24 protein-coding genes are annotated in these 25895 nt (G+C 61.8%); 4 read left to right on the top strand and 20 right to left on the bottom strand.

The features are described from left to right. Positions 1-141: 141 nt before the first annotated feature. Positions 142-720, bottom strand: a complete 579-nt coding sequence (locus OXG98_15335) for a zf-HC2 domain-containing protein (protein MCY3773378.1) — start codon at positions 718-720, stop codon at positions 142-144. Positions 721-752: 32 nt separating this feature from the next. Continuing rightward, a complete protein-coding gene (locus tag OXG98_15330) occupies positions 753-1340 on the bottom strand; it encodes a sigma-70 family RNA polymerase sigma factor (GenBank protein MCY3773377.1) in 588 nt (195 codons plus the stop codon). 286 nt (positions 1341-1626) lie between these two features. On the opposite strand from OXG98_15330, the gene OXG98_15325 reads away from it, so the two are divergent. The 4 genes from OXG98_15325 to OXG98_15310 all read left to right on the top strand — a co-directional run bounded on the left by OXG98_15325 (position 1627) and on the right by OXG98_15310 (position 4748). Then, positions 1627-2151 (top strand): hypothetical protein, encoded by a 525-nt coding sequence (locus OXG98_15325; protein ID MCY3773376.1) that lies wholly within the window; start codon positions 1627-1629, stop codon positions 2149-2151. Positions 2152-2158: 7 nt separating this feature from the next. Next, positions 2159-2875, top strand: coding sequence for a PspC domain-containing protein (locus OXG98_15320; protein ID MCY3773375.1), 717 nt, complete (start codon positions 2159-2161; stop codon positions 2873-2875). Positions 2876-3251: 376 nt separating this feature from the next. Continuing rightward, the gene (gene surE, locus OXG98_15315) at positions 3252-3935 is read left to right on the top strand and encodes a 5'/3'-nucleotidase SurE (GenBank protein MCY3773374.1); all 684 of its coding nucleotides are present in this window, start codon (positions 3252-3254) and stop codon (positions 3933-3935) included. Positions 3936-4028: 93 nt separating this feature from the next. Next, positions 4029-4748: a sulfotransferase gene (locus tag OXG98_15310; protein ID MCY3773373.1), complete on the top strand. Its 720-nt coding sequence runs from the start codon at positions 4029-4031 to the stop codon at positions 4746-4748. 107 nt (positions 4749-4855) lie between these two features. Here the strand turns inward: OXG98_15310 and OXG98_15305 are convergent, their stop codons facing one another. The 18 genes from OXG98_15305 to groL all read right to left on the bottom strand — a co-directional run bounded on the left by OXG98_15305 (position 4856) and on the right by groL (position 25878). After that, on the bottom strand, positions 4856-6052 hold the full coding sequence (locus OXG98_15305) for an aminotransferase class V-fold PLP-dependent enzyme (protein MCY3773372.1): 1197 nt from the start codon (positions 6050-6052) through the stop codon (positions 4856-4858). 67 nt (positions 6053-6119) lie between these two features. Beyond that, entirely contained in the window at positions 6120-6977 is an 858-nt protein-coding gene (locus tag OXG98_15300; GenBank protein ID MCY3773371.1) for a tetratricopeptide repeat protein, read from the bottom strand. Next, positions 6974-8863 (bottom strand): BatD family protein, encoded by a 1890-nt coding sequence (locus OXG98_15295; protein MCY3773370.1) that lies wholly within the window; start codon positions 8861-8863, stop codon positions 6974-6976. Before OXG98_15295 ends, OXG98_15300 begins: the two co-directional genes overlap by 4 nt. Positions 8864-8867: 4 nt before the next feature. After that, on the bottom strand, positions 8868-9926 hold the full coding sequence (gene asd / locus OXG98_15290; protein ID MCY3773369.1) for an aspartate-semialdehyde dehydrogenase: 1059 nt from the start codon (positions 9924-9926) through the stop codon (positions 8868-8870). A gap of 33 nt (positions 9927-9959) precedes the next feature. Next, entirely contained in the window at positions 9960-11063 is a 1104-nt protein-coding gene (locus tag OXG98_15285; GenBank protein MCY3773368.1) for a hypothetical protein, read from the bottom strand. Further along, entirely contained in the window at positions 11050-12459 is a 1410-nt protein-coding gene (locus tag OXG98_15280) for an aspartate kinase (GenBank protein ID MCY3773367.1), read from the bottom strand. The genes OXG98_15285 and OXG98_15280 overlap by 14 nt, the downstream gene beginning before the upstream one ends. Before the next feature lie 40 nt (positions 12460-12499). Beyond that, positions 12500-13165 (bottom strand): tetratricopeptide repeat protein, encoded by a 666-nt coding sequence (locus OXG98_15275; GenBank protein ID MCY3773366.1) that lies wholly within the window; start codon positions 13163-13165, stop codon positions 12500-12502. A 34-nt stretch (positions 13166-13199) separates the two neighbouring features. Further along, positions 13200-14210 (bottom strand): VWA domain-containing protein, encoded by a 1011-nt coding sequence (locus OXG98_15270; GenBank protein MCY3773365.1) that lies wholly within the window; start codon positions 14208-14210, stop codon positions 13200-13202. Positions 14211-14253: 43 nt separating this feature from the next. Then, complete coding sequence (locus OXG98_15265) at positions 14254-15261, bottom strand: VWA domain-containing protein (protein MCY3773364.1); 1008 nt, start codon at positions 15259-15261, stop codon at positions 14254-14256. 7 nt (positions 15262-15268) lie between these two features. Then, the gene (locus OXG98_15260; GenBank protein ID MCY3773363.1) at positions 15269-16333 is read right to left on the bottom strand and encodes a BatD family protein; all 1065 of its coding nucleotides are present in this window, start codon (positions 16331-16333) and stop codon (positions 15269-15271) included. Between the two features lie 16 nt (positions 16334-16349). Further along, on the bottom strand, positions 16350-18128 hold the full coding sequence (locus tag OXG98_15255; GenBank protein ID MCY3773362.1) for a DUF4340 domain-containing protein: 1779 nt from the start codon (positions 18126-18128) through the stop codon (positions 16350-16352). Positions 18129-18141: 13 nt separating this feature from the next. After that, positions 18142-19761: a Gldg family protein gene (locus OXG98_15250; GenBank protein MCY3773361.1), complete on the bottom strand. Its 1620-nt coding sequence runs from the start codon at positions 19759-19761 to the stop codon at positions 18142-18144. A 73-nt stretch (positions 19762-19834) separates the two neighbouring features. Beyond that, positions 19835-20608 carry an ABC transporter permease gene (locus OXG98_15245; protein MCY3773360.1) on the bottom strand — a complete coding sequence of 258 codons (774 nt, stop codon included), beginning with the start codon at positions 20606-20608 and terminating at the stop codon, positions 19835-19837. A 2-nt stretch (positions 20609-20610) separates the two neighbouring features. Further along, positions 20611-21558, bottom strand: coding sequence for an ATP-binding cassette domain-containing protein (locus OXG98_15240; protein ID MCY3773359.1), 948 nt, complete (start codon positions 21556-21558; stop codon positions 20611-20613). 233 nt (positions 21559-21791) lie between these two features. Further along, positions 21792-22673 (bottom strand): DUF58 domain-containing protein, encoded by an 882-nt coding sequence (locus OXG98_15235; protein ID MCY3773358.1) that lies wholly within the window; start codon positions 22671-22673, stop codon positions 21792-21794. After that, positions 22670-23683: a MoxR family ATPase gene (locus OXG98_15230; GenBank protein ID MCY3773357.1), complete on the bottom strand. Its 1014-nt coding sequence runs from the start codon at positions 23681-23683 to the stop codon at positions 22670-22672. Before OXG98_15230 ends, OXG98_15235 begins: the two co-directional genes overlap by 4 nt. Before the next feature lie 69 nt (positions 23684-23752). Further along, positions 23753-24148 (bottom strand): zinc ribbon domain-containing protein, encoded by a 396-nt coding sequence (locus OXG98_15225; protein ID MCY3773356.1) that lies wholly within the window; start codon positions 24146-24148, stop codon positions 23753-23755. 89 nt (positions 24149-24237) lie between these two features. Beyond that, complete coding sequence (groL, locus tag OXG98_15220) at positions 24238-25878, bottom strand: chaperonin GroEL (GenBank protein ID MCY3773355.1); 1641 nt, start codon at positions 25876-25878, stop codon at positions 24238-24240. Positions 25879-25895 lie beyond the last annotated feature (17 nt).

Genomic DNA, 25895 nt, shown 5'->3' with positions numbered 1-25895 from the left:
ATGCAACAGGGTGAAATAAAACGATTAACGCGCGGATTGTCAACAAGTATGCGGGCTGCCCGGGACCCGTATCAAGGCGGGTATCTTTGCGTTCTCCGGTGCAGAGGACGGCTATGAGCCGGTACAGGCGAACCGGAGAATCTAAGGCCGCTTGCCGACCTGCATGTTCGAGTTTCCGACGCCCAGCGCTTCGGCCGTGCGTACCAGAAGGTAACCGACCACCAGCGTGGTGACCACCAGCAGAAGAGAACCCCAGTCGACGGAGGTGGACACCGGTTCGGGCAGGCTGTCCGCCACCGCACCGGCCTGAGTCTGGATGTAAGCCTGGAGGTCACGGATCACGGTCGCCGCCGGTCCCATCACAGCCTGTACGGGCAGGAGGTTTCCCACGATTTCGGCAAACGTCTCGCGATACAGCCAGACCAGTGCGGCCACCACCAGGGTTGCGGCAAAGGCCACGCGGGGGAAGACCACGGACGGCACGAGCCACGCGGACCGCCGGGACGCGGGGAGCCTTGCCATCACGTTGGGCAGGAATGCGTCGGAAGGGTCCGCCGGAGGGGTCGTCTCGACCGTCTCGATCAGGGCGTCGAGCACAGCCACCTCCGACCTGCAGCGTTCGCATCCTGTCAGATGGGCATCCACCAGGCGGCGCTCATCCGGGGCAAGCGCCCGGTCCACGGCTTCATATATCAGTCGTTGTACGGATGCGCAGTTCATAATCAATCGACTCCGGGGGCCCCTGGGCCGGATTAACTCAGCGAATCGGGCTCCATGGATCGGCCGACCAGGTTCCTCAAAGCGGCGCGGGCACGGAAAAGCCGGGCCTTGACGGTGCCAATCGGCAGCTCCAGCGCTTCCGAGATCTCGTCATAAGACAGGCTTTGGATATGATACATCGCGATCACCGCGCTGTAAATAGGCGGAAGCGCCGACACCAGGTTCCTGACCTGTTCCCTGAATTCAGCCTGCTCGAACCGTTCCGCGGGATTCGCCGAGGTATCCGGTATCTGCAACGGCAATCCGTCATCGTCATCTTCCGGCTCCGACAGGGAAGTGGTGGACAGGTCCCGCCGGGAACGCCGTGCCGAACTCAGGCTTACATTCACGGCGATACGGTAAAGCCACGTGGCAAACCTGGCATCTCCGCGGAACCTGTCGAGACTCCTGTAAGCCCGGACGAACACATCCTGCGCCGCCTCTTCGGCGTCTTCCCGGTTTCCAACGATCCTGAGGGTCAGGTTGAATACGGAAACCCGGTGCCGGTCAACGAGATGGGCGAATGCCGGCCTGTCGCCTTTCCGGGCCCTTGCGACGAGTTCTTCATCGCTCAAATCCATGGGTCGCTTCATCCTGTCTCAAGCGAGTCTCAGCCGCTTACAGGGCCGTTTCGCCGGACAGATTCGACCCCTTGAAGAATCCCGGTCGATTCCCCATTCAACAATAAGACTACCGGGAATCTACAAATGTTTCAATACATGAGTATACTTTTTCCGTGGCAATACCTGCAAAACGATTTAATTTTCAGTTTCCGAAACAAAAAGGCCGGTTTTCGTGTCGAAAAGTTGAGCGGCATTGCTGAACAGACGATGCGACTGAGGTAGCAGGATCCATCTGGAGGCGGGTATGGATAGCTGGAAAGCCTGGGCGGTTTTGTTCATCAGTACCTGTGTCATGGCAGTAGTCCTCGCCTATCTGGATTACTGGGAAGCAGCCGTAGGTACGGTTTCCATTTCCTTCGGACTGGGAATCGTCCTCGGGTTGCTGGGGTATCTGAGGAGGGGACGGGAAATCAGGCACCACGAACGTATGGCGATGATCGAGAAAGGGATATACATCGAAGCCAGGAAGCACGATTCCGGCGTGCCCTCTCTTCTCGTGGTACTCCTGGTGGGCATCGGCCTGGCCACGGTCATCGCCAGCGACGTGGAATTCTTCGGCTTCGTGCTTCTGTTCGTGGGCATCGGCCTGATAGTACGCTCCCGGCTGCTGCACAACAGGAACCAGGAGCAGGCCGGCCTTCAGCAGGTCCGACCCGGCCCCGTTCCTGGTCCCGGCCCTGATCCCGGTCCCGGCGCCGATCCCGGCACCGGTCCAAGCGCCGATCCCGGCACCGGTGAACAGACGACGGGGAAGAAAAACGGAGGGTAACGTATCCGTGCCTAGGAAAATCCTCTACAGATCCTCTTCCAACAGGATGATAAGCGGCATATGCGGCGGCCTGGCCGAATACTTCGACGTGGACGCCTCCGTGCTTCGCATCGCCCTGGTCGCCTTCACGGTCATCACCCTGCCCGCTTTCGGCCCCTTCGTCTTCCTCGCGTACCTGGTGTGCGTTTTCATCATACCCCGGAATCCCGACCCGACGCCCGTGGACGCAGCCGAGGCGCAGCCGGCTTCCGAGGCATCGGGCCAGGCGGGCGAGGCGGGCCAGACGGGCCAGCAAGCCCAAGGCTACCCGAGCACCTCCCGGAACAACAACACGGTCTGGGGAATCCTGCTGATCCTGCTGGCCGTGATCGTGCTGACCTATTCATACGCTCCGGACTTCGGGCCGGACTTCGGGCGATTCTCCTTCATCCTTCCGCTGGTGCCCATCGTGGCAATCGGCGCCGCGGTTTTTATCCTGTTCGCATACAGAGGGCAGATCATGGAGTTCTTCAGACATCGACGACTGTACAGGCTCAATGAAGGCAAGAAGATCTTCGGCGTGTGCAACGGTCTGGCAGATGCGTTCGACCTTGACCCGACCCTGGTGCGCATCGGGTTCTTCATCGCCTTTCTGTTTTCCGTGGGAACGGTAACCCTGCTCTATCTCTTCATGGCTTTCGTCATGCCCGTGGGACGCCCCGAAAGTCCCGTCGAGAACGCGTAACGGACGACGCCTGCCAATGACCCGCACGCCCCTCCGGCTTCGGCTCGAGTCCTCCGAATGGACTTGACAACCGGTATTCAGCCACCTAGAATATACCGCGATCAGTCAGCGTCCGGGACCGGTCGCTTTTATATTTCATATCGACGGCCTAGGTATGAGAAGAAAGAACAACCTGCGTCTGGCCCGCATCATACAGTGGATCAGCGGCGGGCTCGCCATCATTGTCATCTATCCCCTGTTCGGATTACTCCTGCCGTGTTGGCGAAGGATCAGGCGACCTCGTGTTCAGCGCAAGACGAGTTACCCGCATTCCTCAACTTCCCAATCACGCTGCAATCCATCCGGAAAACCCGTTCCCCAGGACAAGTAGGCCGCGGTGAAACTGATCGTTACCAACGACGACGGCATTGAGGCGCAGGGTCTGCTGACCCTCGCCGGCCTGGCGTCGCAGTGGGGCGATGTGGTCATTGTCGCACCGGCGGAAATCCAATCCGGCGCCAGCCACCAGTTGACCAACGACCGCCCAATCCGCGTGGATGAACTCGCCGGAGACCGATACAGGGTCTGGGGCACACCGGCCGACTGCGCCCGCCTGGCGCTCGGTCAACTGGCGCCAGATGGAGACTGGGTGCTTTCCGGGATAAACCACGGGGCCAATCTCGGGGTGGACGTCTACGAATCCGGTACGGTGGCAGCCGCCAGGGAAGCGGCGTTCCACGGATGCAAGGCCATGGCGCTGTCCCATTATGTGGCGGAGGGAAGGGCGATCGACTGGCCGCTGGCCGCCGAACGCCTCGGGCCGTTGCTCAAACGCCTGCTGTGCGAACCCCTGGAATCCGGATGTTTTCTAAACGTGAACCTGCCGCACCCGGAGCACAACGAACCCCGGCTGGAGACAAAAATCGCTTCCGTGGACTCGAGTCCCTTCAGGCACACATTCGCACGAACCGGAAACGGATATCAAAACATGGATGTATACCACGAACGGCCCCGGCGACCCGGCCAGGATACCGATCTTTGCTTTAGTGGCCATATTTCCGTGTCCAGAATCAGGGTCTGACCGGTGCCGACGCTCTGACATGCGAGGCTGTCGACATGCCGCGCATCACTGCCGCGGGAGACTTCAGCCGGTTGCGATCAGCCGGCAAGCATCATGTCCATCATCACCATCATAGGCCGGGGGCACTCCGGAACGCGGGCCATATCGCACACGCTCTATACGAGCGGCGTGTTCATGGGGAGAACAATAAACGCGTCCGGCGACAAGGTACCGCCGCACGATCTGTACGACGCCTGCCGCATCTTCGCGAAATACGTGGCCTGGAAGGGTGGACTTACCTGGGACTACGCACGGGTGATGGGAATGGATCCCGACCCGGAATTCGTGGAAAAAATGGAAACGTACCTGGCCGACGTGGCGGAAAACGGGAACCCGCACCGCGGCTGGAAACTCCCGGAAACGACACTCGTCTATCCCTGGATCGTCCGCATGTTTCCCGATATCCGGTATATACACTGGATCCGGGACCCCCGGGACGGCATCCTGGCCGACCACAGGACGGACGATCTCGGTGATTTCGGCATCGCTTATCCCGACGACCCGGACATACGCCGGCGCAGGGCCATTTCCTGGCTGTACCAGTATCAGCTCATGAAAGCAACGCCGAAACCCGTACATCTGCTGACCGTACGGTTCGAGGACTTCGTGTTGAACCAGGAAGAGACCCTGCGCCGGCTGGAAGACTACCTCGGCATTCCCCTCAGCCGCATCGTCGTTCGCCCCGAAGCGGTGGGCCGGTGGAAAAAGGCGGAAGGCGATCTCCCCATGGACTTGCTGGGGGAAGCGCTGGACGAACTGGGATATGAAGTCTGAGCCGGCGGCACGATTCAGTTACGACACGGGCCGTCCATACGCCCGGCGGCACTTCCCGCCGGTCGATTTCGTCCGCGGGGTTTCTTCGAAGAACATCTGCTCGGATCCTACCCTTCCCGCCGTAACATATCTCTCAACTTGTCCACGCACCGGTCGATCTCGTCCGTAGTGTTGTAATAGTGGGTGGAGATGCGGATGCCGTGGTGACCGTCCCGGTCGTGGTCGTCCACGTGCAGATTCGCTTCCGTCTCCATGGGGCCGCGCCATCGCGCCGCGTTGATCCCGTCGAATTCGAAGATGGTGGAGCCGGGCGACGAGATGTCGTGGGACTGGCTGGTGAGCAACCGCAGCCGGGGGATATCCAGGAGGGCCTGTCTCAGGTAATCCGACAGCATGCGCAGCCGCCTTTCGATATTGCATATGCCGATCCGGTTCAGGAAATCGAGGGCGGTGCCGAGGGCCGCTCGAACGGGAAGATCGTAGGTCCCCTGAATCTCGTAACGGCGGGCGTCCACCCCGGGTTCCGCCACTGGCGCGTACAGCGTGCCGAAGGAAGGCTGCAGGGCGCGATTGACGTACAGAAACCCCGTGCCGGCGGGACCTAGAAACCACTTGTGCAGGCTGTTGGTATACAGGTCGCATTCCATATCCGCCAGGTCGACGTCCAGCATACCCACGGCCTGGGCGCCGTCGATGGCCGATATCAGCCCCCGGTCCCTGGCCAGGGCGCAAAGCCGCCTGACCGGATACAGGTATCCCCCGCGGGTCACGTGGCAGAAAAAGAACACCTTCGTCCGCCTGTCGATCGCCCCGGCTATGCGCTCCACGATATCATCCTCTCCAGTTAACGGGCTGGGGATCTGGACCTCCCTGATCTCGATCCCGTCCCGTTCCGCCCGTACCTTCCAGGGCTTCACCGCGCTGGGATGCTCCTGGGTAGTCATCAGGATCCGGTCGCCGGGCGCCAGTTCCAGGCCGTTGACGATATGATAGAGGCCCTCGGTCGCGTTGCGGGCCAGGGCGATCTCACCGGTTTCCGCGCGTAGAAAACCCGCCATGGCCGGCCTGAGTTCCTCTTCGATATAGTCCTGGAAGACCCGCTTGGCCTTCGACGGATTCTCGGACATCAGGCGAAAACCCGCTGCGACGGCGTCCCGAACAGGCTTGGGCGGCATGCCCAGAGCGGCGTTGTTGAGGTAGGCGTGGTCCGGTTCCGTTATGAACTGCGACCGGACCTGGGACCAGTACGCATCATCACCGGGATCAATGCGTTGGGTCTGTGGTTCGGAGATGGAAGTCAGCATAGGCGTGTCTCGATGTCCTGTTTCCGGGTTGGAAGCCCGTGCGGAGGTTACATGTCCCGTGTCGGTGTCAGATGCCTTCGAGATCGTCCCGGGAGAGCCAGCCGTTCTTGCCGTCCGGCAAGCGGATTCGCATCCAGTCGTCCCGGTGTTCGACCAGTTGCACCCTGGCACCCTCGTGTAGCGTGAAAACCGGTTCGGATGCTGCGTCGGGGCTCGTTCTGACCACGACCGTTGGGCTCAGGACGATGCCTTCGTCATTCCCCAGGCTATCGTAGATCTTTATGCCCATGAACCCGGCGGCCAGCAACAAGACGAGGCACGTGACCAGTAAAGCATAGCCTGACGCGGACCGCGCGCGCGGCCGCCTGGCAATCAAGTAGCACACCAGGGCCAGCGACGCGATAAACCCCGATACGGTGGCAACAACCGTGGCTTCATTCACCGTCACTGCGTCCAGCGCCTGCCTGCCGAACCACGGCACGTCGCGGGCAATCTGGTCGACCGTCCTTTCGTTGGCCAGGTCCAGGTTGTTTCGCAGATCTCCGTCCCGAGGCATCAGGCGGGAAGCCCTTTCGTAGGCCAGGATGGCCCGGCCGATCCGGTCCTGCTTGTAATACGCGTTCCCCAGGTTGTAGTATACGTGCCCGTTACGTATCCCGCGCTGAATGATGCGTTCGTACGTCCGGCTCGCCTCCGCATACTTCCCGCCTTCATACAGTTGGTTGCCCTGCCGGTACAACTCCACGGTCTGCCTGTCCGCCGTATCTTCGGCGCAGCCGGCGGCCGCGCAGCCGGCGGCCAGGGCGACCAGGATCAGCCACGAGACCAGGCCGCGGCGGCCGTACCGCTCCGGATTCCCTTCCGGTTTCGAGACGGCACCGGATATGCCCTGTGCGCGCATGGTGGGTAGTGGATTGGTTTTCAACGGTCTCCGGCCATCTGCGATTCGATGGATTCGATGCCCTTACGGGCCCTGCCGAGGACGTCTTCGGTATGTTCCGCCGTGAGCGCCGTCGGGGCGAACCGGGCCATGTCGCAAGCGTCCAGGCAGTCCTTGACCAGCTCTACCGTGTCGTCGTCCATGCCCCTCTCCCTGAGCAGTTCAACGACGCGGGGCGACGTCAGACCGGCCGTCGGCAGATTGCACTTGTCGGCGACATAGCCGTACAGGGCGTTGGATATGCCCGTGAAGGCCTGGTCAAGCGCACCCTGATCCAGCTTCTCTTTCGATTGCCGCAGTTCGCCATCGGCGTTGCCTCTCGCCCGGCGCCGCCGGGCGTAACCGGCATCGCTCCGCAGGCGGTGGGCGTGGGACCTGTAAAAGAACGCGGCCAGGATCACGGCGACGGGCAGGGCGTGCAATAGAAGATACCAAGATGACCTGAACAGGACCTCTCCCTGATCGCCGAGGAATACCGTTTCGGGCTTGATGTACTGTATATCCTCCCTTATTTGCCGGACGACCGTCTTGCGCGGCATATCGACGACGGCGGCCTGTTCTCCGCTGGGCGGCAGGACGGTAATGGTTACCGGGTCGGTCGTCGCAACCCGATAGGCATCCGTATCGGGATTGAAGAAAGGAAAGGAAAGCGACGCGATGGAATGGTCGCCGGGGAGGGTGGGGATGAGCACGTGTTCCCAGGTTTTCGTTCCCGAAACGCGCGATCCGGCTGACGCGTATTCCGCCTTGTTCCCGGACTGGTATTCCTTGAAGTAGTCGAGCGGCGGCAGGGCGGGATCTTCCACGGTCTTCAGGTTGCCCTCGCCGGCCAGCACAATCGTCAGCGTCACGGGCTGGTTAACCTCCGTGGTGGCCTGGTCCACCGTCGCCTTAAGCGAGAAGTCGCCCACCGCGTTGCTGAAACCGGCGGGGCGGCCCTCGCCCGGAAGCGGCAGAACCGTCACGGTCTGCCCTCCGGACACCACCCTGATCTGGCGTGTATTAGAGAAAAACGTGTCGAAGGGATCGTTCATAAAGCGGTCGAGGAGGCTTCTGCGGGATCGCTCGCCCTGTACGTCGCAGATCATGGACAGCGGCTCGATTTTCAACTCGCCCGTCACGGTGGGAAACAACGCGACCTGCCGCAGCCTGGCTACGGCGTACCGCCTGCCGGCAATGATTTCTTCCATGAAATCGAGGTGGTGCGCGGAAAAGAGCTCCTCCAGCCAGAAACCGGTATAGGAGGGGACCTCATCGTACCGCGCATTCGACAGGCCCAGGCGGGTGTACAGCGTGTAGGTCACCGTGACCTGCTCGCCCAGGTAGACCCGCTTCTTGTCCAGGGTGGTCCGGATATATACGGCGTCCCCGAGGTCCGGCAAGCCGGTGTTATCCTGCGAAAGACTCGCCGGCGCGGCCGGGGTTCCGCCCGGCGGTGCGACACGGGTTCCGCCCGGCGACGGACCCGAGGCGCCCTGCGTGACCACGATCGATACAGGCGTCGTTTCATGGGTGGCCCCGTCATAGGTCAGTTCGGCCGAGCCGATGACCAGGGTCCCCGTCTTCCGGGGTTTCAACTGGTAGATATACCGCACGGACCTTGAGGAGGACAACTTACCGTTGACCAGATTGAAGCTGGTGGACGAGGAGGAGGTACTGCCGATGACGCTGAAAGACTGCATATCGGGCAATTCGGGCTTCGGGACATCGCCCAGGTCGGATCCCGACACCGAGATCGTCAAAATCAGCGTCTCGTCGATCGTCACCCGGGTCCGGTTCACCTCCGCCGTAACCGAGACTTCCTGCCCCGTCACGGAAAGCGGCCCAAAAAGCAGCAACAGGCACAGGCTTCTGTGCGTCCACTGTCTCATGCGTTCAATCCAGGTATCCCCGGGTTCGCAGCAGCTCCGCGTTCATGATGGCGGTCCCCGCGGCCCCTCGGATGGTGTTATGGGAGAGAACTACGAATTTCATGTCCAGCACCGGGCAGGGCCGGATCCGGCCCACCGTCACGGCCATGCCGTTCTCGGCGTCGCGGTCCATCCTCGGCTGCGGCCGGTCCGGTTCATCGCGAACGATGACCGGTTGCCTCGGAGCGAAGGGCAGACCGAGTTCCTGGGGCAGCCCCCGATAGTTGCGCAGCGCCTCGGCGAGACCCCCCGGGTCGGTTTCCTTCTCCAGGCCCACGGAAACGCATTCCATGTGGCCGTCCTGGACATGGACCCGGTTGCACTGGGCGCTGACGACGATCCCGGCGTTCTCGATCCGGTTATCCCGGTACCTGCCCAGCAGCTTCAGGGTTTCCCGCTCCATCTTGTCTTCTTCTTCCCCGATATATGGAAGCACGTTGTCCAGTATCTCGAGGGAGGGAACGCCCGGATAGCCGGCCCCGGACAGGGCCTGCATGGTGGTGACCGCGACCTGGCGGATGCCGAAGTGGTCGGCGATCGGTTTCAGCGCCATCGTAAGACCGATGGTGGAGCAGTTCGGATTGGTCGCGATGAACCCGCGGTCATATCCTCTTCGCTCCCGCTGGTAGTCGATGATGCCGCAGTGGTCCGCGTTGACTTCGGGGACGAGGAGCGGCACGTCGTCGTCCATGCGGTGGTTCTTCGAATTGCTGACGACGGCATAGCCGGCGGCGGCGAAGGCCGCCTCGATCGGACCGGCCACCGAGGAATCCAGGCCGGAGAATACGAGATCGCAGTCCAGTCCCGGTTCGCAGAGTGTAACGGACATCTCCCGCGCGGCCTCCGGAATCGGCGTATCCAGCCGCCATGAAGCGGCTTCCTGGTAGGGTCTGCCGGCCGACCGTTCCGACGCCGCAAGGGCGGTTACCCTGAACCAGGGATGGTTTTCGAGCAACTGGACGAACCGCTGCCCCACCGCTCCGGTTGCGCCCAGGATACCCACTTTGATCTCATTCTTCGACACTTCAGACTCCCATAGCAGATCAGATACCGAGGTTTATTGATCGCCGCCGGGCAGCGTCCTCGCCGCCTTGATCAGGTCGCCGAACAGGCCTCCCGCCGTAACCTCCGGTCCCGCACCCGGCCCCCGCACGATCAGCGGGTTGTCACGGTATCTCTTCGTGGTGCACACGACCATATTATCCGGACCGGCCAGGCTTCCCAAAGGACTTTCTCTGTCCACACTCCGGAGGCCTACCCGGCACGTGCCGTCTCCTACGGTGGCGACGTATCGCAGCACTTGCCCGCGTTGCCTCCCGGATTCCACACGCTGCGCGTATTCCGCGTCCTCCCGGGGCAGCATCTCCATGAACGCATCCACGGAAGGGGCTTCGAGCAGCGCTTCGGAAACCATGCCCTCGACCGTCAGATCTTCGAGTTCGAGACGGTATCCGATCTCCCGGCCGAGGATCAGGGCTTTCCTGGCCACGTCCATCCCGTTCAGGTCGTCCCGGGGATCGGGTTCCGTGTATCCGAGCGCTTTCGCTTCCCGGACGATTTCCGAAAAGGCGAGCCCCTCGTCCAGCCTGGAACAGATATAGCCGAGCGTACCGCTCAGGCATCCCACGATTTCGGTCACTTCGTCCCCGGTGTCCACCAGTTCCCTGACGGTACTTATGACGGGCAGGCCGGCGCCCGCGGTCGTTTCGTACCAGTATCGCATCCGTCTGGCGCGGCCGAGCCGCCGGATCTCGTCATAGGCGACTCCCCGATCGGTTATGGGCTTCTTGTTGGCCGTCACGACCGGGACGCCCTTTCGAAGGCAGGCCAGGTGTACCTCCGTCATATCGGCGGACGTCGTATCGATCACGCAGAGATTCGGCGGAGGATCGTGCAGCAAACGACCGATCATGTCCGGCGCGCCCGGGTAATGCGCGTTCCTGTCCTCGTCGTTCAGCAACCCGTCCAGGCCGCCGGGGAGGCGAAGCGCCGTATTGAGTCCCCGCGGATCGAAGACCACCAGGCCCCGGCCGCATATCCCGACGTACTCGAAAGACAGGCCGCTGGCCTGGGCCAGGGCCCCGGACCGTTCCGCCACCTGCCTGATCAGCGCACCGCCTATGTTCCCCTTCCCGAACTGAAACAGGTTAATTATGCTCAAAATCTCCATCCCCTCCCAGTCCAAAGGACGCGTGCACCAGTTGAACGGTCTTCTGCAGGTCGTTCCGTTCGACGATGAACGAGATATTCAGTTCCGAAGAACCCTGGGCGATGGCGATGATGTTGATCCCGTGTTCGCCGAGAATGCCGAACGTGCGCGCCGCGATACCGGGGGTTCCCTTCATGCCGCCGCCGACCACCGCCACCACGGCCAGGCCGGATTGAACCGAGATCTCCTCCAGGCTGCCTTCGGCGACTTCATGACGGAATTCCTCCTTCAGCGCCTGGACGGTTCCGGGGCCGTCCCGTTCGTCGACCGCCAGGCAGATGTCGTGTTCGGATGAAGCCTGCGTAATCATGATGACCTGGGTCTTGCGTTCGGCCGTGGTCTTGAAAAGGCGCGCGTGAGTGTCGGGCGTTCTGCTCAGGCTGGTGCCCTCGACCACGATCAGACACAGCCGGTCGATACTCGTCACGGCTTTCACGCCCAGGGGCGCCGTACGGGTGCGCGACGATATGACCGTGCCGCTGTTCTCGGGCCGGAAGGTGTTCCGGATCCGGATGGGAATCTCCTGTTTCACCGCGGGCAGCATGGTCATGGGATGCAGTACCTTGGCGCCGAAATAGGACATCTCGGCGGCCTCGAGATAGGAAATTTCCTTGAGTACCCGGGCGTCCCCGACGATCCTCGGATCGGCCGTCATCGCACCGTCCACGTCCGTCCATATCCAGATTTCCCCGGCATGCAACGCGCCGCCGACCAAGGAGGCGGTATAGTCCGAGGCACCCCGCCCCAGGGTCGTGGTGACCCCTTCATCCGTTGACCCGAGAAACCCCGTAATGATCGGAATGCAGCCATCGGACACCATGGGGGCGAGCCCTTCCGAAAGACGGCGGTCCGTTTCCGCGAAATTCACCTCCGCCTCGGTATAGCGCTCGTTGGTCTTTACGTATTCGCGCGCGTCGACGGGGATGGACGACAGGCCGGCCGATCGGAGCGCCGCGGAGACCACGATCACGGACAGGCGCTCGCCGAAGGAACTGACCAGGTCGGCCGAACGCGGGGAAAGCTCCCGGAGCAGCGTAATCCCGTGCAGGATTCCCGACAACTCGTCGATCAGTCCGGCACAGTCTTCGATGGCCCGCTTCCGCTCATCCCCCTCGGCCACGGCGCAAACCGTCTCCTCGTGGCGTTTCCTCAGGGCTTTGAGGGCAGCGGTGGGCTCGGTTCCGGCGCAGGCGGTGGCCGCCATCGCCCGCAGGGCGTCGGTCACCTTGCTCATGGCGGACAATACCACCGACAGGCCGTGTTCGCGGTAGTTTCCGACGATTTCGACGACTTGTCTAATGGCCTCCACGCTGCCTACGGAAGTGCCTCCGAATTTCATGACTATCATAGTGTCCGCCATCGTGGCTCGTCGGTCCCGCCTGAACCGGCTACCAGTCTTTCTCCGGATTGACCTGCGTGGCCTGCTGTCTGCGCAGCTGGCGCTGTATATCCAGTTCGTCCCTGTTCAGGGCATTCAGAAGACGTTCCGCCTGTTCCCTGCTCAGTTCCCCTTCCCGGGGGGCCTGCTGCTGCTCCGGGTTTTCTCCTTCTTCGTGTTGCTGCTGCTCCGGCTCCGGCGGCTGTGCCTGACTATCCTGGTTGTCCTGTTCGTCCTGATCGTCCGGTGGATTCTGCGCGTTCCGGCGGTCCTGGTGTTCCTGGTGTTGCCGCATCACGAATTCCAGGTTGTATTTCATGTCGAGATCGTCCGACTTGATCCGCAGGCCCTCTTTGTAGGCCTTGATGGATTCCTCCAGCCGGCCCATGCGATACAGGCTGTTGCCCATGTTGTACCAGGCCCGGCCGCCGAGCGGCGCGTCGCCGTCCAACGCGTTCGTATACGCCTGCACGGACGTGGGATATTGCTCGGCGCGGTGCAGCGCGTTGCCCCGGTTGTAATGAAGCGCCGGGTTTTCTCCGTCCTCCGCCAGCGCCTCGTTATAGGCCGCCAGCGCCTCATCGTACTTTTCCTGGTGATACAGTTCGTTTCCGCGGGCGTTCTTCGCGGCCGGCTGCAAACCGAGGAACAGGATGACGACCAGTATGGCGCTCATGGCTTGAACTCCGGCATGGCCTGGGTTCCGACGCTTAAGAATCGACGGGCAATCTGCGATCCCGGATCACGGTATCCGCGACCAGGAGCATCAGGCCGAACAACAATATATACTGGTAACGCTCGACGTACTGCGTAAATTCCCGGCTTTCGAACTCCGCCCTTTCAAGCGATGCGAGGGTATCGTACACCAGGTCCATCTCTTCTCCACCCGGCGAAGCCCGGTAGTAAGCCCCTCCGGTCGTCTCCGCGATCTGGCGCAACGTAGATTCGTCCAGGCGGCTCATGACCACTTCCCCGGAACGGTTCCGCATGTGACCGGCGACCATGCCGTCCTCGCCCTTGACCGGTATGGGAACGCCAAGCGGCGTGCCGATGCCCACCACGTAAACACGAACGTCCCGGGCCGCCAGTTCCGCGGCAATCGCTGCGGGGTCTCCCTCGTGGTCTTCTCCGTCGGTGATCAGTACGACGGCCTTGTACCCTTTGTGATCCTGCTGGAACGACCGGTCCGCGATTTGCAACGCCTCCGCAATGGCCGTTCCCTGCGTACCCACCGTCTGGGTATCGATACCGTCCAGGAAGAGTTCCACGATGCTGTAATCGGCGGTCAGGGGACACTGCAGAAAAGCAGATCCGGCGAAAACCACCAGTCCGATCCGGTCGTTCCGGAGCTTTCTTGCCAGGGACCGGACCGCATACTTGGCCCGTACGAGACGATTCGGCCGGACGTCCTCGGCCAGCATGCTATTGGAGACATCCAGCGCGACCATCACAGAAAAACCGGTCTGGCGCACCGTTTCGGACCGTGTTCCGAACTGCGGCCGGGCGAGGGCCAGGGCGAAACAGACCAGGGTCAGGACCACAAGCGCCGCCTTGACCGGCTGTCTTCCCGCTACGGTTGACGGTGCAAGCCTGTCCAGCAGTTCCGGATCTCCCAGCTGCCTGAGCACGTCGCGCCTGTGCCGGAACCGAACGATATAGAACAGGATGATCAGCGGTGCTGCCGCCAGCAGATACAGAAACTCGGGTTGGGCAAATCGCATGATTACTCCGGTGGTCCGAATGACCTGAACGCGGCCGCCTGATCTACGGCAGTTTTCTGAACCGGGTGTGCTTCAAAAGGGTTTCGGCCAGTACCAGGAACATGGCCGGCAACAGAAAGTAACCGAACAGTTCCGTGTATCTCGAGTAGGCGATGACTTTCATCTCCGTGCGTTCAAGGGCGTCGATGCGTTGATAGATGTGGGACAGCATCTCGCCGTCGGTCGCCTTGAAGTAGTATCCGCCGGTAATCTCCGCGACCTGCCGGAGCGTCTCCTCGTCGATTTCCGTGAGGGCGAGGCTGCCGTCGCGATTACGGGCGTACGTGCGACCCAGTACCGGGTCGTCGACCGGAATCGGCGCGCCTTCTTCCTTTCCTATTCCGACCGAGTAAATCCTGACGCCCAGCGCCTTGGCCGCCTTGGCCGCGGTGACCGGGTCGATGGCGCCCGTGTTGTTCACCCCATCGGTCAACAGGATGACCACCTTGCTTTCGGCGCTGCTCTGCCGCAACCGGTTGACGGAATTGGCGATGCCCATTCCGATGGCCGTACCGTCTTCGGTCAACCCGATCTCCACCTGGTCGAGCAGGCCGAGCAGCACGTCGTAGTCCAGCGTCAGCGGACACTGCGTGAAGCTGCGTCCCGCGAAGACCACCATGCCGATACGGTCGTTTTTCCGTTCCCGGATAAAATCGGAGATCACGGATTTGGCGACATAAAGACGATTTCGGGGCTTATAGTCTTCGGCTCCCATGCTGCCGGAGATGTCGAGCGCCAGCACGATGTCGATACCCTCGGTCATCACCTCCGCACCTTCGGTCCCCGTCTGCGGCCGGGCAAGGGCCAGGATCGCCAGGCCGATGGCGGCGGCGCGCAACGCGAAGGGGACGTGGCGGTACTTCAGGATGGACGCGGGCTTCAGCCGGCTTACGACGGAGATATCGGAAAACCGCATTCCGCCCCGCCGGCCCTTCACCTGGCGGCGATACCACCACAGGAGTACCGGCAGGGCCGCGAGAAGACCGAGAATCATGGGTACGGAAAAGAACATGGGTACATCAATCCTTTGCCGGTGCCTGCACAGATCCCGCACCGCCGTCCGAAGCCTCGCCGGCGACGGGAGAATCGTCGTCAGCCAATTTGTCCGGTGCGGTGGATTCCGGGGCTTCGGGCACCTCGGGCGGGCGTGTAAGCTCGACGATCTCCCTTCCTTCCTGCAAGGAAAGAGACTGACGATGGGATCCCGGCGTATACCTTGCGAATTTGACCATGTCGCATTCCTCGAACAGCATCCGGACGGCCCGCGTTTCTTCGTTCCCGAGATCGAGCACGTTCAACGCCGCCACCAGCTCAGAGGTCGTGTATTCCATGGCGGCTATCCGATAGCGCGCGGACAGGTACCGGCGCAGGATTTCCGACAGCGTGGAGTAATGGGCGTTCACGCGTCCCTGGGCCAGCCACTCCCTGAGAGCCAGCCGATCCAGTTCTTCCAGGGCGATTTCGTCGGGAGGGCGCTCGGCTTCCGGGACCGAGCCGTTCGGAGCACCCCGGTTCCTGCGGCGCCTGATGTACAGCATGACCGCAGCCGCGACGGCGAGCAATACCAGGCCGCCGATCATCCACCAGTACCACGGCACCTCGCCGGGGATTTCCACCGGGTCCTTCAGATCGCGTATGTCCGCCGCATCATCGTCGATCACGCTGACCACGGTAACCGGTATGGCATCCGATTCGGCGGAAAGCTCGGTACCATCCGAAAGAACACTCTTAAGTGAAAAGGGCGGTATGGAATGCTCACCCGTCCGATACAGGGTGAGTACATAGCGGAGGGAATCGATGTTCGCGCCGCCGGGCCCGGGCAGGGGTCCTTCGTGCTCGAAGGAGACCAGCTCGAAACCTTCCGGAGGTCGTCCGGCTTCCGGCCACTCGATCGCGGCGTTACCGGGGCTTTTCACGGTGACCCGGTACAGGAAGGGATCGCCCACGGTGATCCGGTCGCGGTCTACCGAGGCCGCGATCGAAAACGCGTCGTCTTCTTCCTGCGGCGCCGGGACGGGTTCGGCAGCGACCGGATTCGTTGAGACAGCCACCAGGAGGGTGGCGAATAAACCGAAGTACCTCACCGCACGCCGCCTCATGTCACGATTTCGGTGTCTGGGCGACCATATTGTTGATTCGGGCTACAAACCCGGCCTTGGCCAGGGACACGACGGGGCTGTTTCGCTGCTTGACGTAGACCAGACTCCCGTCCCCGGGAAAAGACTTGCCCACCAGGAGCGATATGCGTTCTTCCGGCACATCGTCCCGGCCGCCGATCTGCAGCGTAAGTTCCATGATCGGCCTGTCGAGTCCATAGGATGCCAGGTCCGCATCGGGATCCGCCGTTACGAAAGCCTGCGAATACAGTGAATCCAGTTCGCTGAACGCCCGACCGACCGAGATCGCGTCCGCGTCGCCCGTCGCCGGCTCTTCCATTTTCCACACGACTCTCTGCTTCTGGTCGCGGCGTACCCGTACGCGTTCGTCGGGTGTGATCACCTCGAACATGTGCACCTGGTAGCCCTTGAACCGCAGAATCCTGTTGTCGCGCAGCTCCAGTGCGGTGGCCGGGAGATGCTGCAGACCGGATGCGTCCACCGCGTAGATCCACTCCTCCGCGGGATCCAGCATGTATCTGTACTTCCCATCACCGGAGACCGTTCCGACCAGGACTTCCTGGGGCCTCACCCGGTCTTCAATCGTAAGCGACAGGCTGGCGGCCGGGTTGTCGAGACCGTACGTCGCTCTGTTCGCGGACGTCGACGGGATGTGCTCCCGCACACGCGTGATCTCCAGGCTGTCCAGCATGGCCGTAATGAAACGGTCATTGGCTCTCAACTCATAAGGAGACGTCATCCGCCAGTCCTCGAAGGTCCGCTTGACCAGGGTCACGGACTCGTTTCCCAGGTTCATCGAAAATACAGGGATCTTGTAGGACTGAAAATCGAAAGCTGTAATCCTTCTGTAGAAGTCGGGCTCACGGTCCAGTTGCTGGAGGATCGACATCGAAACCGAGTACACGTTGCGTCTCTCGCCGGTCATGGCATAGACGAGGCCCATTTCTTCATTACCCAGGATCAGCGTATGCCGGATCCCGCCGTCACCGGATTTCACGGTCGCCGTCATCACCGGATCCGTCAAACCGTATCCCTCAAGCGAAGACGGCGCCTCATCGATGAAGGAAATCGCCGAGGCGCCGATGATCGTACTTATCGCGTTGGCCACTTCATCGCGCTCCGCCGGCAGCTGATAGGGCTCTTCCACGCGCCAGATCCCAAAGGGATCCAACTTGATGACGACTCTGCGGTCTCCCTTTTCGAGGATGATCTCTTCCACCTTGTCCTGCTCAACCCGCATCAGGCTGCGGTCCCGCAACGCATCGGTCGACCTGCGCAGATTCTCATTGATCCGCGCGGAGACGAGAAACACCCGCCGGGTTCCCTGTTCAGCGGCGTAATAGGCCGCGCCCGTCGGGTTCACGTCTCCCAGCAGCAACACCATGGGCTTGTCGAGACCCCGGGTTACCTCGACGGACGCCGATGGAAGCTCGAGGCCGTATTCCGACAGGACTTCCGCCGAATCAGCCACGGTACGGGCGGGGGACAGGGTGGAGAACTCCTGCAACAGCGTTCCCACGACGTTCGGGTCGGCCGCGTACCTGACCGGCTCGGTTATCTCCCAGCCCTTCATCGGCACCTTTTCCAGCGTTGTGGCTTCACCATCCACGGCAACCCTGATCCCAACGACCTCCTCCGCGTCGACCTCGAACACACGCTCGATTTCCGCGATCTGTTCTTCTTCCAGGACGAAAAGGAAGTAACAGGACGCCAGCAATCCCAGAATGACAGCCAGGATGATCGTGTAACGGCCACCGCTCACGGTACATCGCCTCCTATTTCCTTCTCCACCACACCATGACGCCCGCGATGAGGATGCCGATGGGCGAAAGTATGCCGGTGACGATGAAGATATCCCGCATCTGGCTCAGCGAAATCTGAACCAGCCTGGTGTCGCTCGACTTGGGCCGGATGGCGAGCAGATCCTCCTCCTGGGCGAGCCAGTTGAGGATGTTCAGGGCCAGGTCTCCGTTGCCCGGCAGCATGATATAGGCGTTGGAGGCAAAGGCCGAGTTGCCGACGACCACGATACGCGTCTTCAACTCGTGCTCCTCCGGCCGCATCGCCATCTCCTGCGGCGTCAGCGTGGTCATGTCCCTGCGCGGCAGGGCCCTCGGGACGGCCGTTATGGCGACGGCAATGGAAACCGGGCCGGGCTCGTCTTCCACCGGGTCCAGTTCGGGCGTGTACTCCATGGCTTCTTCCGGCGTATCCGGCAGGGCGGATTCCGCCCAGCTGCGGGGGCCCGTCATGGCGATGGTCTGTATTTCAACGGTGTCGTCGGAGGCCGACGCGGGCTCTATGGACCGCACCAGCGGAAAGAAGCTGACCGTATTGCCGAGCGCCCGCGTGATCGGATGGGCCGGGTACTGCATGACGGCCGGCATGTACTCGTTCATGCCGGGCAACCGTCCCACGGCACTCTCATCGATCACTACGTTGTCGCCGATCTCCACCTTCCAGCGGGCAAGCAGTTCCGACAGATCGGCACTCTCCTCGGGATAGTCGGGATTGAGCAGGAAGAGGGCGCGGCCGCCGCGGTCGAGGTAGTTGCGAATGGCTTCCTGCTCGTTGCCCACCAGGTTGGTCCTGGGACCGGCCACCACGAGGACGCTGCAGTCCGAAGGTACCTCCACTTCGCTAAGCAACGAGAAACTCCTGACGACGTAACTCTGGTTCTCGAGCAACTGGAGCATCCTGTTGTAGCCGGCCTGGTCGGTCAGGTTGATGTTGTGCTCGCCGTGGCCCTCCAGGAAATACATGGTCTTCTGGCCTTCCCGCGTGACCTTGACCAGCGCGTTGGTCACGCTCTCTTCGAGGTAACGGTTGATGTGCTCGGTCTTGCCCTCGCTTTCGAACACGATCGTTCCGTAGGCGGAGATGTTGTACTGACGCGCTATGCTGGGCTCGAGATCGGGGTCTACGAATTCGTAGGTGATGTGGTCCGAGTGGTACTGGAACTGATTCAGCATGTCGTCGATCTCGTGCCGTTGCATGGCATCGGACCCGCTGGATCTGAAGAAGCCCACGATGTGAACGTCCTGGTCCAGCTCGTCCAGCACGCTGACGGACAGGTCCGCGAGGCTGAACCTCTGGTTGGCCGTCGTGTCGAACCGCTGGGAGTAACGCGCACCGATCAGGTTCACGAAGGCCAGGATGCCGATCACCAGCAGGACAAGTACGGCGGTGTTGGCCCCGTACCGCGTGGTACGCCGTCCAAGCAGGCTCCACACCTTTTCCCACTCGAAGACCACCCAGGCCGATCCGAGCGCCAGACCGGCCAGCAGGACGATCAGGACCGTGCGCTGCGTCGTCGCATCCGAGGCGTAGAGGTACCCGCTGACCAGGATCAGGATGAGGCCCAGGTATCCGGCGGATGGCACAAGACTCTTCATGTACGGGTTTCTCCCCTTATCAGACCGCACGCGGTTCGAAAGCGCGGGCTGGTTCGTCCATTCAGGACAAGTGTCATCCCCGCCAGCGCATCGACTCCACCGACCGGACCGTGATGAACAGGCCCAGGAAGATGAAACTCAGGAAAAAGAGGCAGTCCGTCGAGTCGATAATCCCCTTCTCGAAGGTATTGTAGTGCCTCAGCACGGACAGGTATCCGACCACCTCGCCCAGCGTGCCGGCCATCGATTCGGCCGCTACATCCATCATCCAGAGTATGAGCGCGGCGCCGAAGCAGATCACCGCGGCCACGATCTGGTTCTCCGTCAGCGAAGAGGCGAAGAGCCCGATGGTTATCACACCGCCGCCGAGGAGAATGAGACCGAGGTAGCCGGCCCATATGGGACCCCAGTCGGGATCGCCGTATACCTGGAGCACCAGCGGGTAGATGATCGTCAGCCCGATCATGGCCGTGTACAGGGTGAAGGCCGCCAGGAACTTGCCCAGGATCACGTGCCAGTCCCGGACCGGCGAAGTCAGCAGCAGCTCGATCGTGCCGGTCTTCTTTTCCTCGGAAAAGACCCGCATGGTGAGCATGGGCATGAGCGTCAGCACGGCCACGAAACTCATGGTATTGAACAGCGGGCGCATGATCATTTCGTTGATGTTGATCCGTTCCATCATGGCCGGGTACTGCGCGGCCTGCATGAAATACTGCGTGTAACTCTGTAAGCTGTAGAAAAACATGAAGCTTACGATAAATATGAACACGGTCGAAAGGGCGTAGAAGATGGGTGAAATGAAATAGGCCTTCAATTCACGTCCCCAGATGGCCAGCAATCCCTGCATCGTCAGTCGCCCTCCTCTTCCTGGGTCGTCAGCTCCAGGAAAATCTCTTCCAGGCTCATGCCGGCCGTGGTGAGTTCCACGAGGTCCCAGCCGTTTTCGACCACCGACGAAGCCACTTCCGGACGGAGATCCCGGCCCGGGACGATGTCGATGTCATACTGCCAGAGACCATCGCCGATCGAAGACCTGGTCTTCACATCCACAACGCCGTCCTTCTTCTTCAACAGGTCCATCACTTCCCTGACCGGACCCCGGATCTGGGCCGAGATGGACTGCGAACCCCGCAGCCGCGCGTCCAGGTTGGCCGGCGTGTCCCCGGCCACGATCCGGCCCTGGTCGATGATGACCACGCGCTCGCAGGTCTTGCTCACCTCGGGCAATATGTGACTGCTGAGAATGATGGTATGGTCCCCGGCCAGGCTCTTGATCACCTCCCGGACCTCGTTGATCTGCTTGGGGTCCAGGCCGTTGGTCGGCTCGTCCAGGATCAGGACGTCGGGATCGTGTATCAGCGCCTGGGCCAGGCCCACCCTTTGACGGAAACCCTTGGAACAATGACCGACGATCCGATTTTCGACCTCTTCCAGGGAGGTCAATTCGATCACGCGGTTGACGGCCTTTTTGCGATCGCGGGACGGGATGTCCTTGATCCTGGCGATAAACTCCAGGTAGGGACGGACCCGCATGTCCAGGTAGAGCGGGACGTTCTCCGGCAGGTATCCCACCCTGCGGCGCACATCGAGGGACTGGCTGAAGGTGTCGAACCCCGCCACCCGGGCCGTGCCGGCCGTCGCGGGCATGAAGCACGTCAGCACCCGCATGGTGGTGGTCTTGCCAGCCGCGTTCGGTCCGAGGAATCCGAGAATCTCGCCCTTTTCCACCTCGAAACTCACGTCCCGCACCGCGGTGAAATTACCGTACTTCTTGGTCAGGTCCCTTACTTCTATCAAGTCAGGCTCCCGGTGACTTTACCACAAGCTTCGCGCGAATCGCGCGACGGTTTTCAAAGTAACCTAATTTAGCGCACAAAGTGATGAAACGCAAGCCTTTGTTGCCCCCCGGCCCGATCCTTCGGACCGTGCCTTTACGCGGCTGAAGCGACGGCTTCGATTCTCCTGGTCCAGGCAGGTCATCATCGTCGAACGGGCGGGCGCCTGGACGCATCCTTCGCAACGGTATCGATTCACCGCGCGAATTTGCGCTCGCGCAATTTGAAGAACTGCAGCAGCGGATCGATATAGGGCTCGTCCGTGCGGATGTGTATGGCGTCCACGCCGGTCACCCTGAACTGCTGGTCGCGGTCTTCGCGAAGGGCTTCGTTGTATTCGGCGTACTGCCTGCGCCATTCGGCGTTGCCGGTGTCGATGAGCACCTCTTCTCCTGTCTCCGCGTCCTGCAGTTCGACCAGGCCGATGCCGGGCAGGCTGAGTTCTCTCGGGTCCGTGATCGTGACGGCGACCACGTCGTGGCGTTTGCTGGCCACGCGCAGGGGCTTGATATAGTCCGCTGTCAGGAAATCGGACAGGATGAAGACAATGCTCCTGCGCGTCAGCAGCCGGTTCAGGTATTCAAGCGCCTGCGTGATGTCGGTGCCGGTGTGTTCGGGCTGGTTGTAAAGTACTTCCCGGATCACCCGAAGAATGTGGGTCCGGCCCTTCTTCGGCGGGATGTACTTCTCGATCTGGTCGGTGAACATGAGCAGGCCGACACGGTCGTTGTTCTGGATCGCCGCGTAAGCCAGCAGCGCGCAGATCTCCGCGGTGATCTCGCTCTTCATCTGGTTCACCGTGCCGAAATGACCCGATGCGCTGACGTCGGCCATGAGGATGACCGTCAGTTCCCGTTCCTCGATGAAGCGCTTGATATAGGGGCGCCCCAGGCGGGCGGTGACGTTCCAGTCGATCGACCGGATCTCGTCGCCCGGCTCGTATTCGCGCACCTCGGCGAATTCCATGCCGCGTCCCTTGAAGACGCTGTGGTACTCTCCGCTGAATACGTCGTTCACGAGATGCTTGGTCCGGATCTCGATCTGCCGGATCTTCTGGATGATCTGCCTGGGTATCAAGGGATCTCTACACAGTCGAAGACGCGCTGAAGAATCTGTTCCGAGGTCATGTCCTCCGCCTCGGCCTCGTAGGTGACGATGACGCGGTGACGCATCACGTCCATCCCGATCGACTTCACGTCCTCCGGGGTAACGTAGCCCCTGCGGCGCAGGAAGGCATGCGCGCGCGCGGCCGTCGCCAGGTAGATCGTCGCCCGGGGCGAAGCGCCGTACTCCACCAGGTCCCGGATTTCGGCGAGTTCGCCGTAGTCCTCCGGTTTGCGGGTCGCGAAGACCAGATCGACGATATACTGCTTGATCTTATCGTCCATGTAGACCCTGTTGATGATCGATCTCGCGCGGACGATATCCTCCAGCGACACGACCTGGTCCACTTCCGCCGGCTCACCGGAGGTCATGCGGTTCAGGATCTCCAGTTCCTCTTCCTTGCGCGGATAGGTCGTCGTCAACTTGAGCATGAACCGGTCGACCTGGGCTTCCGGAAGGGGGTAGGTCCCTTCCTGCTCGATGGGATTCTGCGTGGCGAGGACGAGAAAGGGATCCTCCAGCGGGAAGGTCTCGTCGCCGATGGTTACCTGGTGCTCCTGCATGGATTCCAGGAGCGCGCTCTGCACTTTAGCGGGCGCCCGGTTGATTTCGTCCGCCAGGATGAGGTGGGCGAAAATCGGACCCTTCTTGGCGATGAACTCGCCGCTGTTCGCCTGGTAGATCATGGTGCCGGTGAGGTCGGCGGGGAGCAGGTCCGGCGTGAACTGGATCCGCTGGAACCGCGCCGAGACCGTCGAAGCCAGGGTACGCACCGCCAGGGTCTTGGCCAGGCCCGGCACCCCTTCGAGCAGGATGTGTCCATTGGTCAACAGGCCGATCAGGAGACGCTCGATCATGTACTGCTGGCCGACGATCACTTTGCCGATTTCCGAGACCAGCCGGTCGACGAAGACGCTCTGCTCGTAGATCCGGTCGTGAATGGCCTTGATGTCGTCCGGTGATTTCGCTTCTTCTGTGCTCATGATGATCCTTCAGTTGGACGCGGGCGGACCGGCCGAACCGGACGGGCCGGACGGACCAGGCTAACCAGGCTAACCAGGCTGACCAGGCTGACCAGACGGACCAGACGGACCGGAAGACGAGTCGGCCTTCGGGGAGGCTTCGGATTTCGACTTGTCACCGGAACCGGACGCGTCGGAGGACCCGCCGCCGCTGGACTTGGCGTCGGATTTGGACCCGTCGGACCCGCCGTCCGACTTGGACGAAGAAGACTCCCGGTCGGCCTTCTCGGCCTGCTTGTAGTTCTCGCTCCGGTAGTCCGTGGTATAGAATCCATCGCCCTTGAACAGGAAGCCCGCCCCACCGCTGATGAGGCGTTTCACGGCGCCGCCGCATTCCGGACAGGTGGAAAGGGGATCCGCCGTGATCGACTGGAACTCGGAAAACTCGTGCCTGCATTTGTTGCAGCGGTACTGGTAGGTAGGCATGCGTTCCTTCCTAACAAAACCGGCGCCGACTAAGACAGCCGACGCCGGTCTTCACGCACTTAAACTGCCTGGCAGGTTGGCCTGGAGGCCTACATCATGCCGCCCATGCCGCCCATGCCGCCACCGCCGTAGCCGCCCGGCGCGGGAGGTGGCTCCTTCTCGGGAATGTCTGTCACCAGGGTCTCGGTGGTCAGCAGGAGGGACGCGATGCTGGAAGCGTTTTGCAACGCGATGCGCGTTACCTTCGCCGGGTCGATCACGCCGACCGACATGAGATCCTCGTAGTCGCCCGTATTGGCGTTGTAACCCACGGCGCCTTCCTTCTGCTTCACGTGCTCGATGATGACCGACCCTTCCGCGCCGGCGTTGGCCGCGATATGCCGCAGCGGCTCTTCGAGCGCCCTTCGCAGGATGCTCACTCCGGTGGCCTCGTCACCGTTGACCTGCAGCCCGTCCAGTGCGCCGCTTCCCCTGAGGTATACGACGCCGCCGCCGGGCACGATGCCTTCCTCCACGGCCGCGCGGGTCGCGTGGAGCGCGTCTTCCACGCGGGCCTTCTTTTCCTTCATCTCCGTCTCGGTCGCCGCGCCGACGTTGATCACGGCCACGCCGCCCGCCAGCTTGGCCAGGCGTTCCTGCAGCTTCTCGCGGTCGTAGTCGGACGTCGTCTCATCGATCTGGCGACGGATCTGGGAGATACGGCCTTCGATCTCGGACTGGGAACCGGCGCCCTCGATGACCGTCGTCTCGTCCTTGTCGATCACCACGCGCTTGGCCTGGCCGAGATCCTCGAAGGTCACGTTCTCGAGCTTGATGCCGATGTCCTCGGTGATCACCCGGCCGCCGGTCAGGATCGCGATGTCTTCCAGCATGGCCTTCCGGCGGTCGCCGAACCCCGGTGCCTTGACGGCCGAGATGCGCATGGTGCCGCGCAGCTTGTTAACCACCAGCGTGGCCAGGGCCTCGCCTTCCACGTCCTCGGCGATGATCAGCATGGACTTGCCCTGCTGCACGACCTTCTCGAGGATGGGCAGGAGGTCCTTCATCGCGCTGATCTTCTTCTCGTGGATCAGGATGTAGGGATCGTCCAGGCTGCATTCCATGCGTTCGGAGTCCGTCACGAAATACGGGGAAATGTACCCCTTGTCGAACTGCATGCCCTCGACCACGTCGAGCATGGTGTCCATGCTCTTGGCCTCTTCCACCGTGATGACCCCGTCCTTGCCCACCTTCTCCATGGCATTGGCGATCAGGTCGCCGATCTCGGGGTCGTTGTTGGCGGAAATCGTCGCGACCTGGGCGATCTCGGTCTTGCCGGCCGTCGGCTGGCTGATGCCCTCGATCTCGTCCACTACCGCGGAAACGGCCTTCTCGATACCGCGCTTCAGGGCCATGGGATTGTGACCGGCGGTCACGTTCTTCAGCCCTTCGCGGTAGATGGCCTCGGCCAGCACCGTGGCCGTCGTGGTCCCGTCGCCGGCGATATCGCTGGTCTTCGAAGCCACTTCCTTGACCATCTGGGCCCCCATGTTCTCGTAGGGGTCCTGCAATTCGATTTCCTTGGCCACCGACACGCCGTCCTTCGTGACGGTCGGCGAACCGAACTTCTTGTCGAGCACCACGTTCCGGCCCTTGGGACCCAGGGTGACCTTCACCGCCTTGGCAAGGGTCTCCACACCGCTCAGCACGGAGCGCCGCGCTTCATCCCTGAATTTCAACTGCTTTGCCACTGGTTCAACCCTCCTTG

The sequence above is a fragment of the Gemmatimonadota bacterium genome, assembly GCA_026706345.1.
GTDB lineage: Bacteria > JAAXHH01 > JAAXHH01 > JAAXHH01 > JAAXHH01 > JAAXHH01.
Note: the sequence above shows the minus strand (reverse complement) of the source record. Positions and strands in the feature narration are given on the sequence as shown.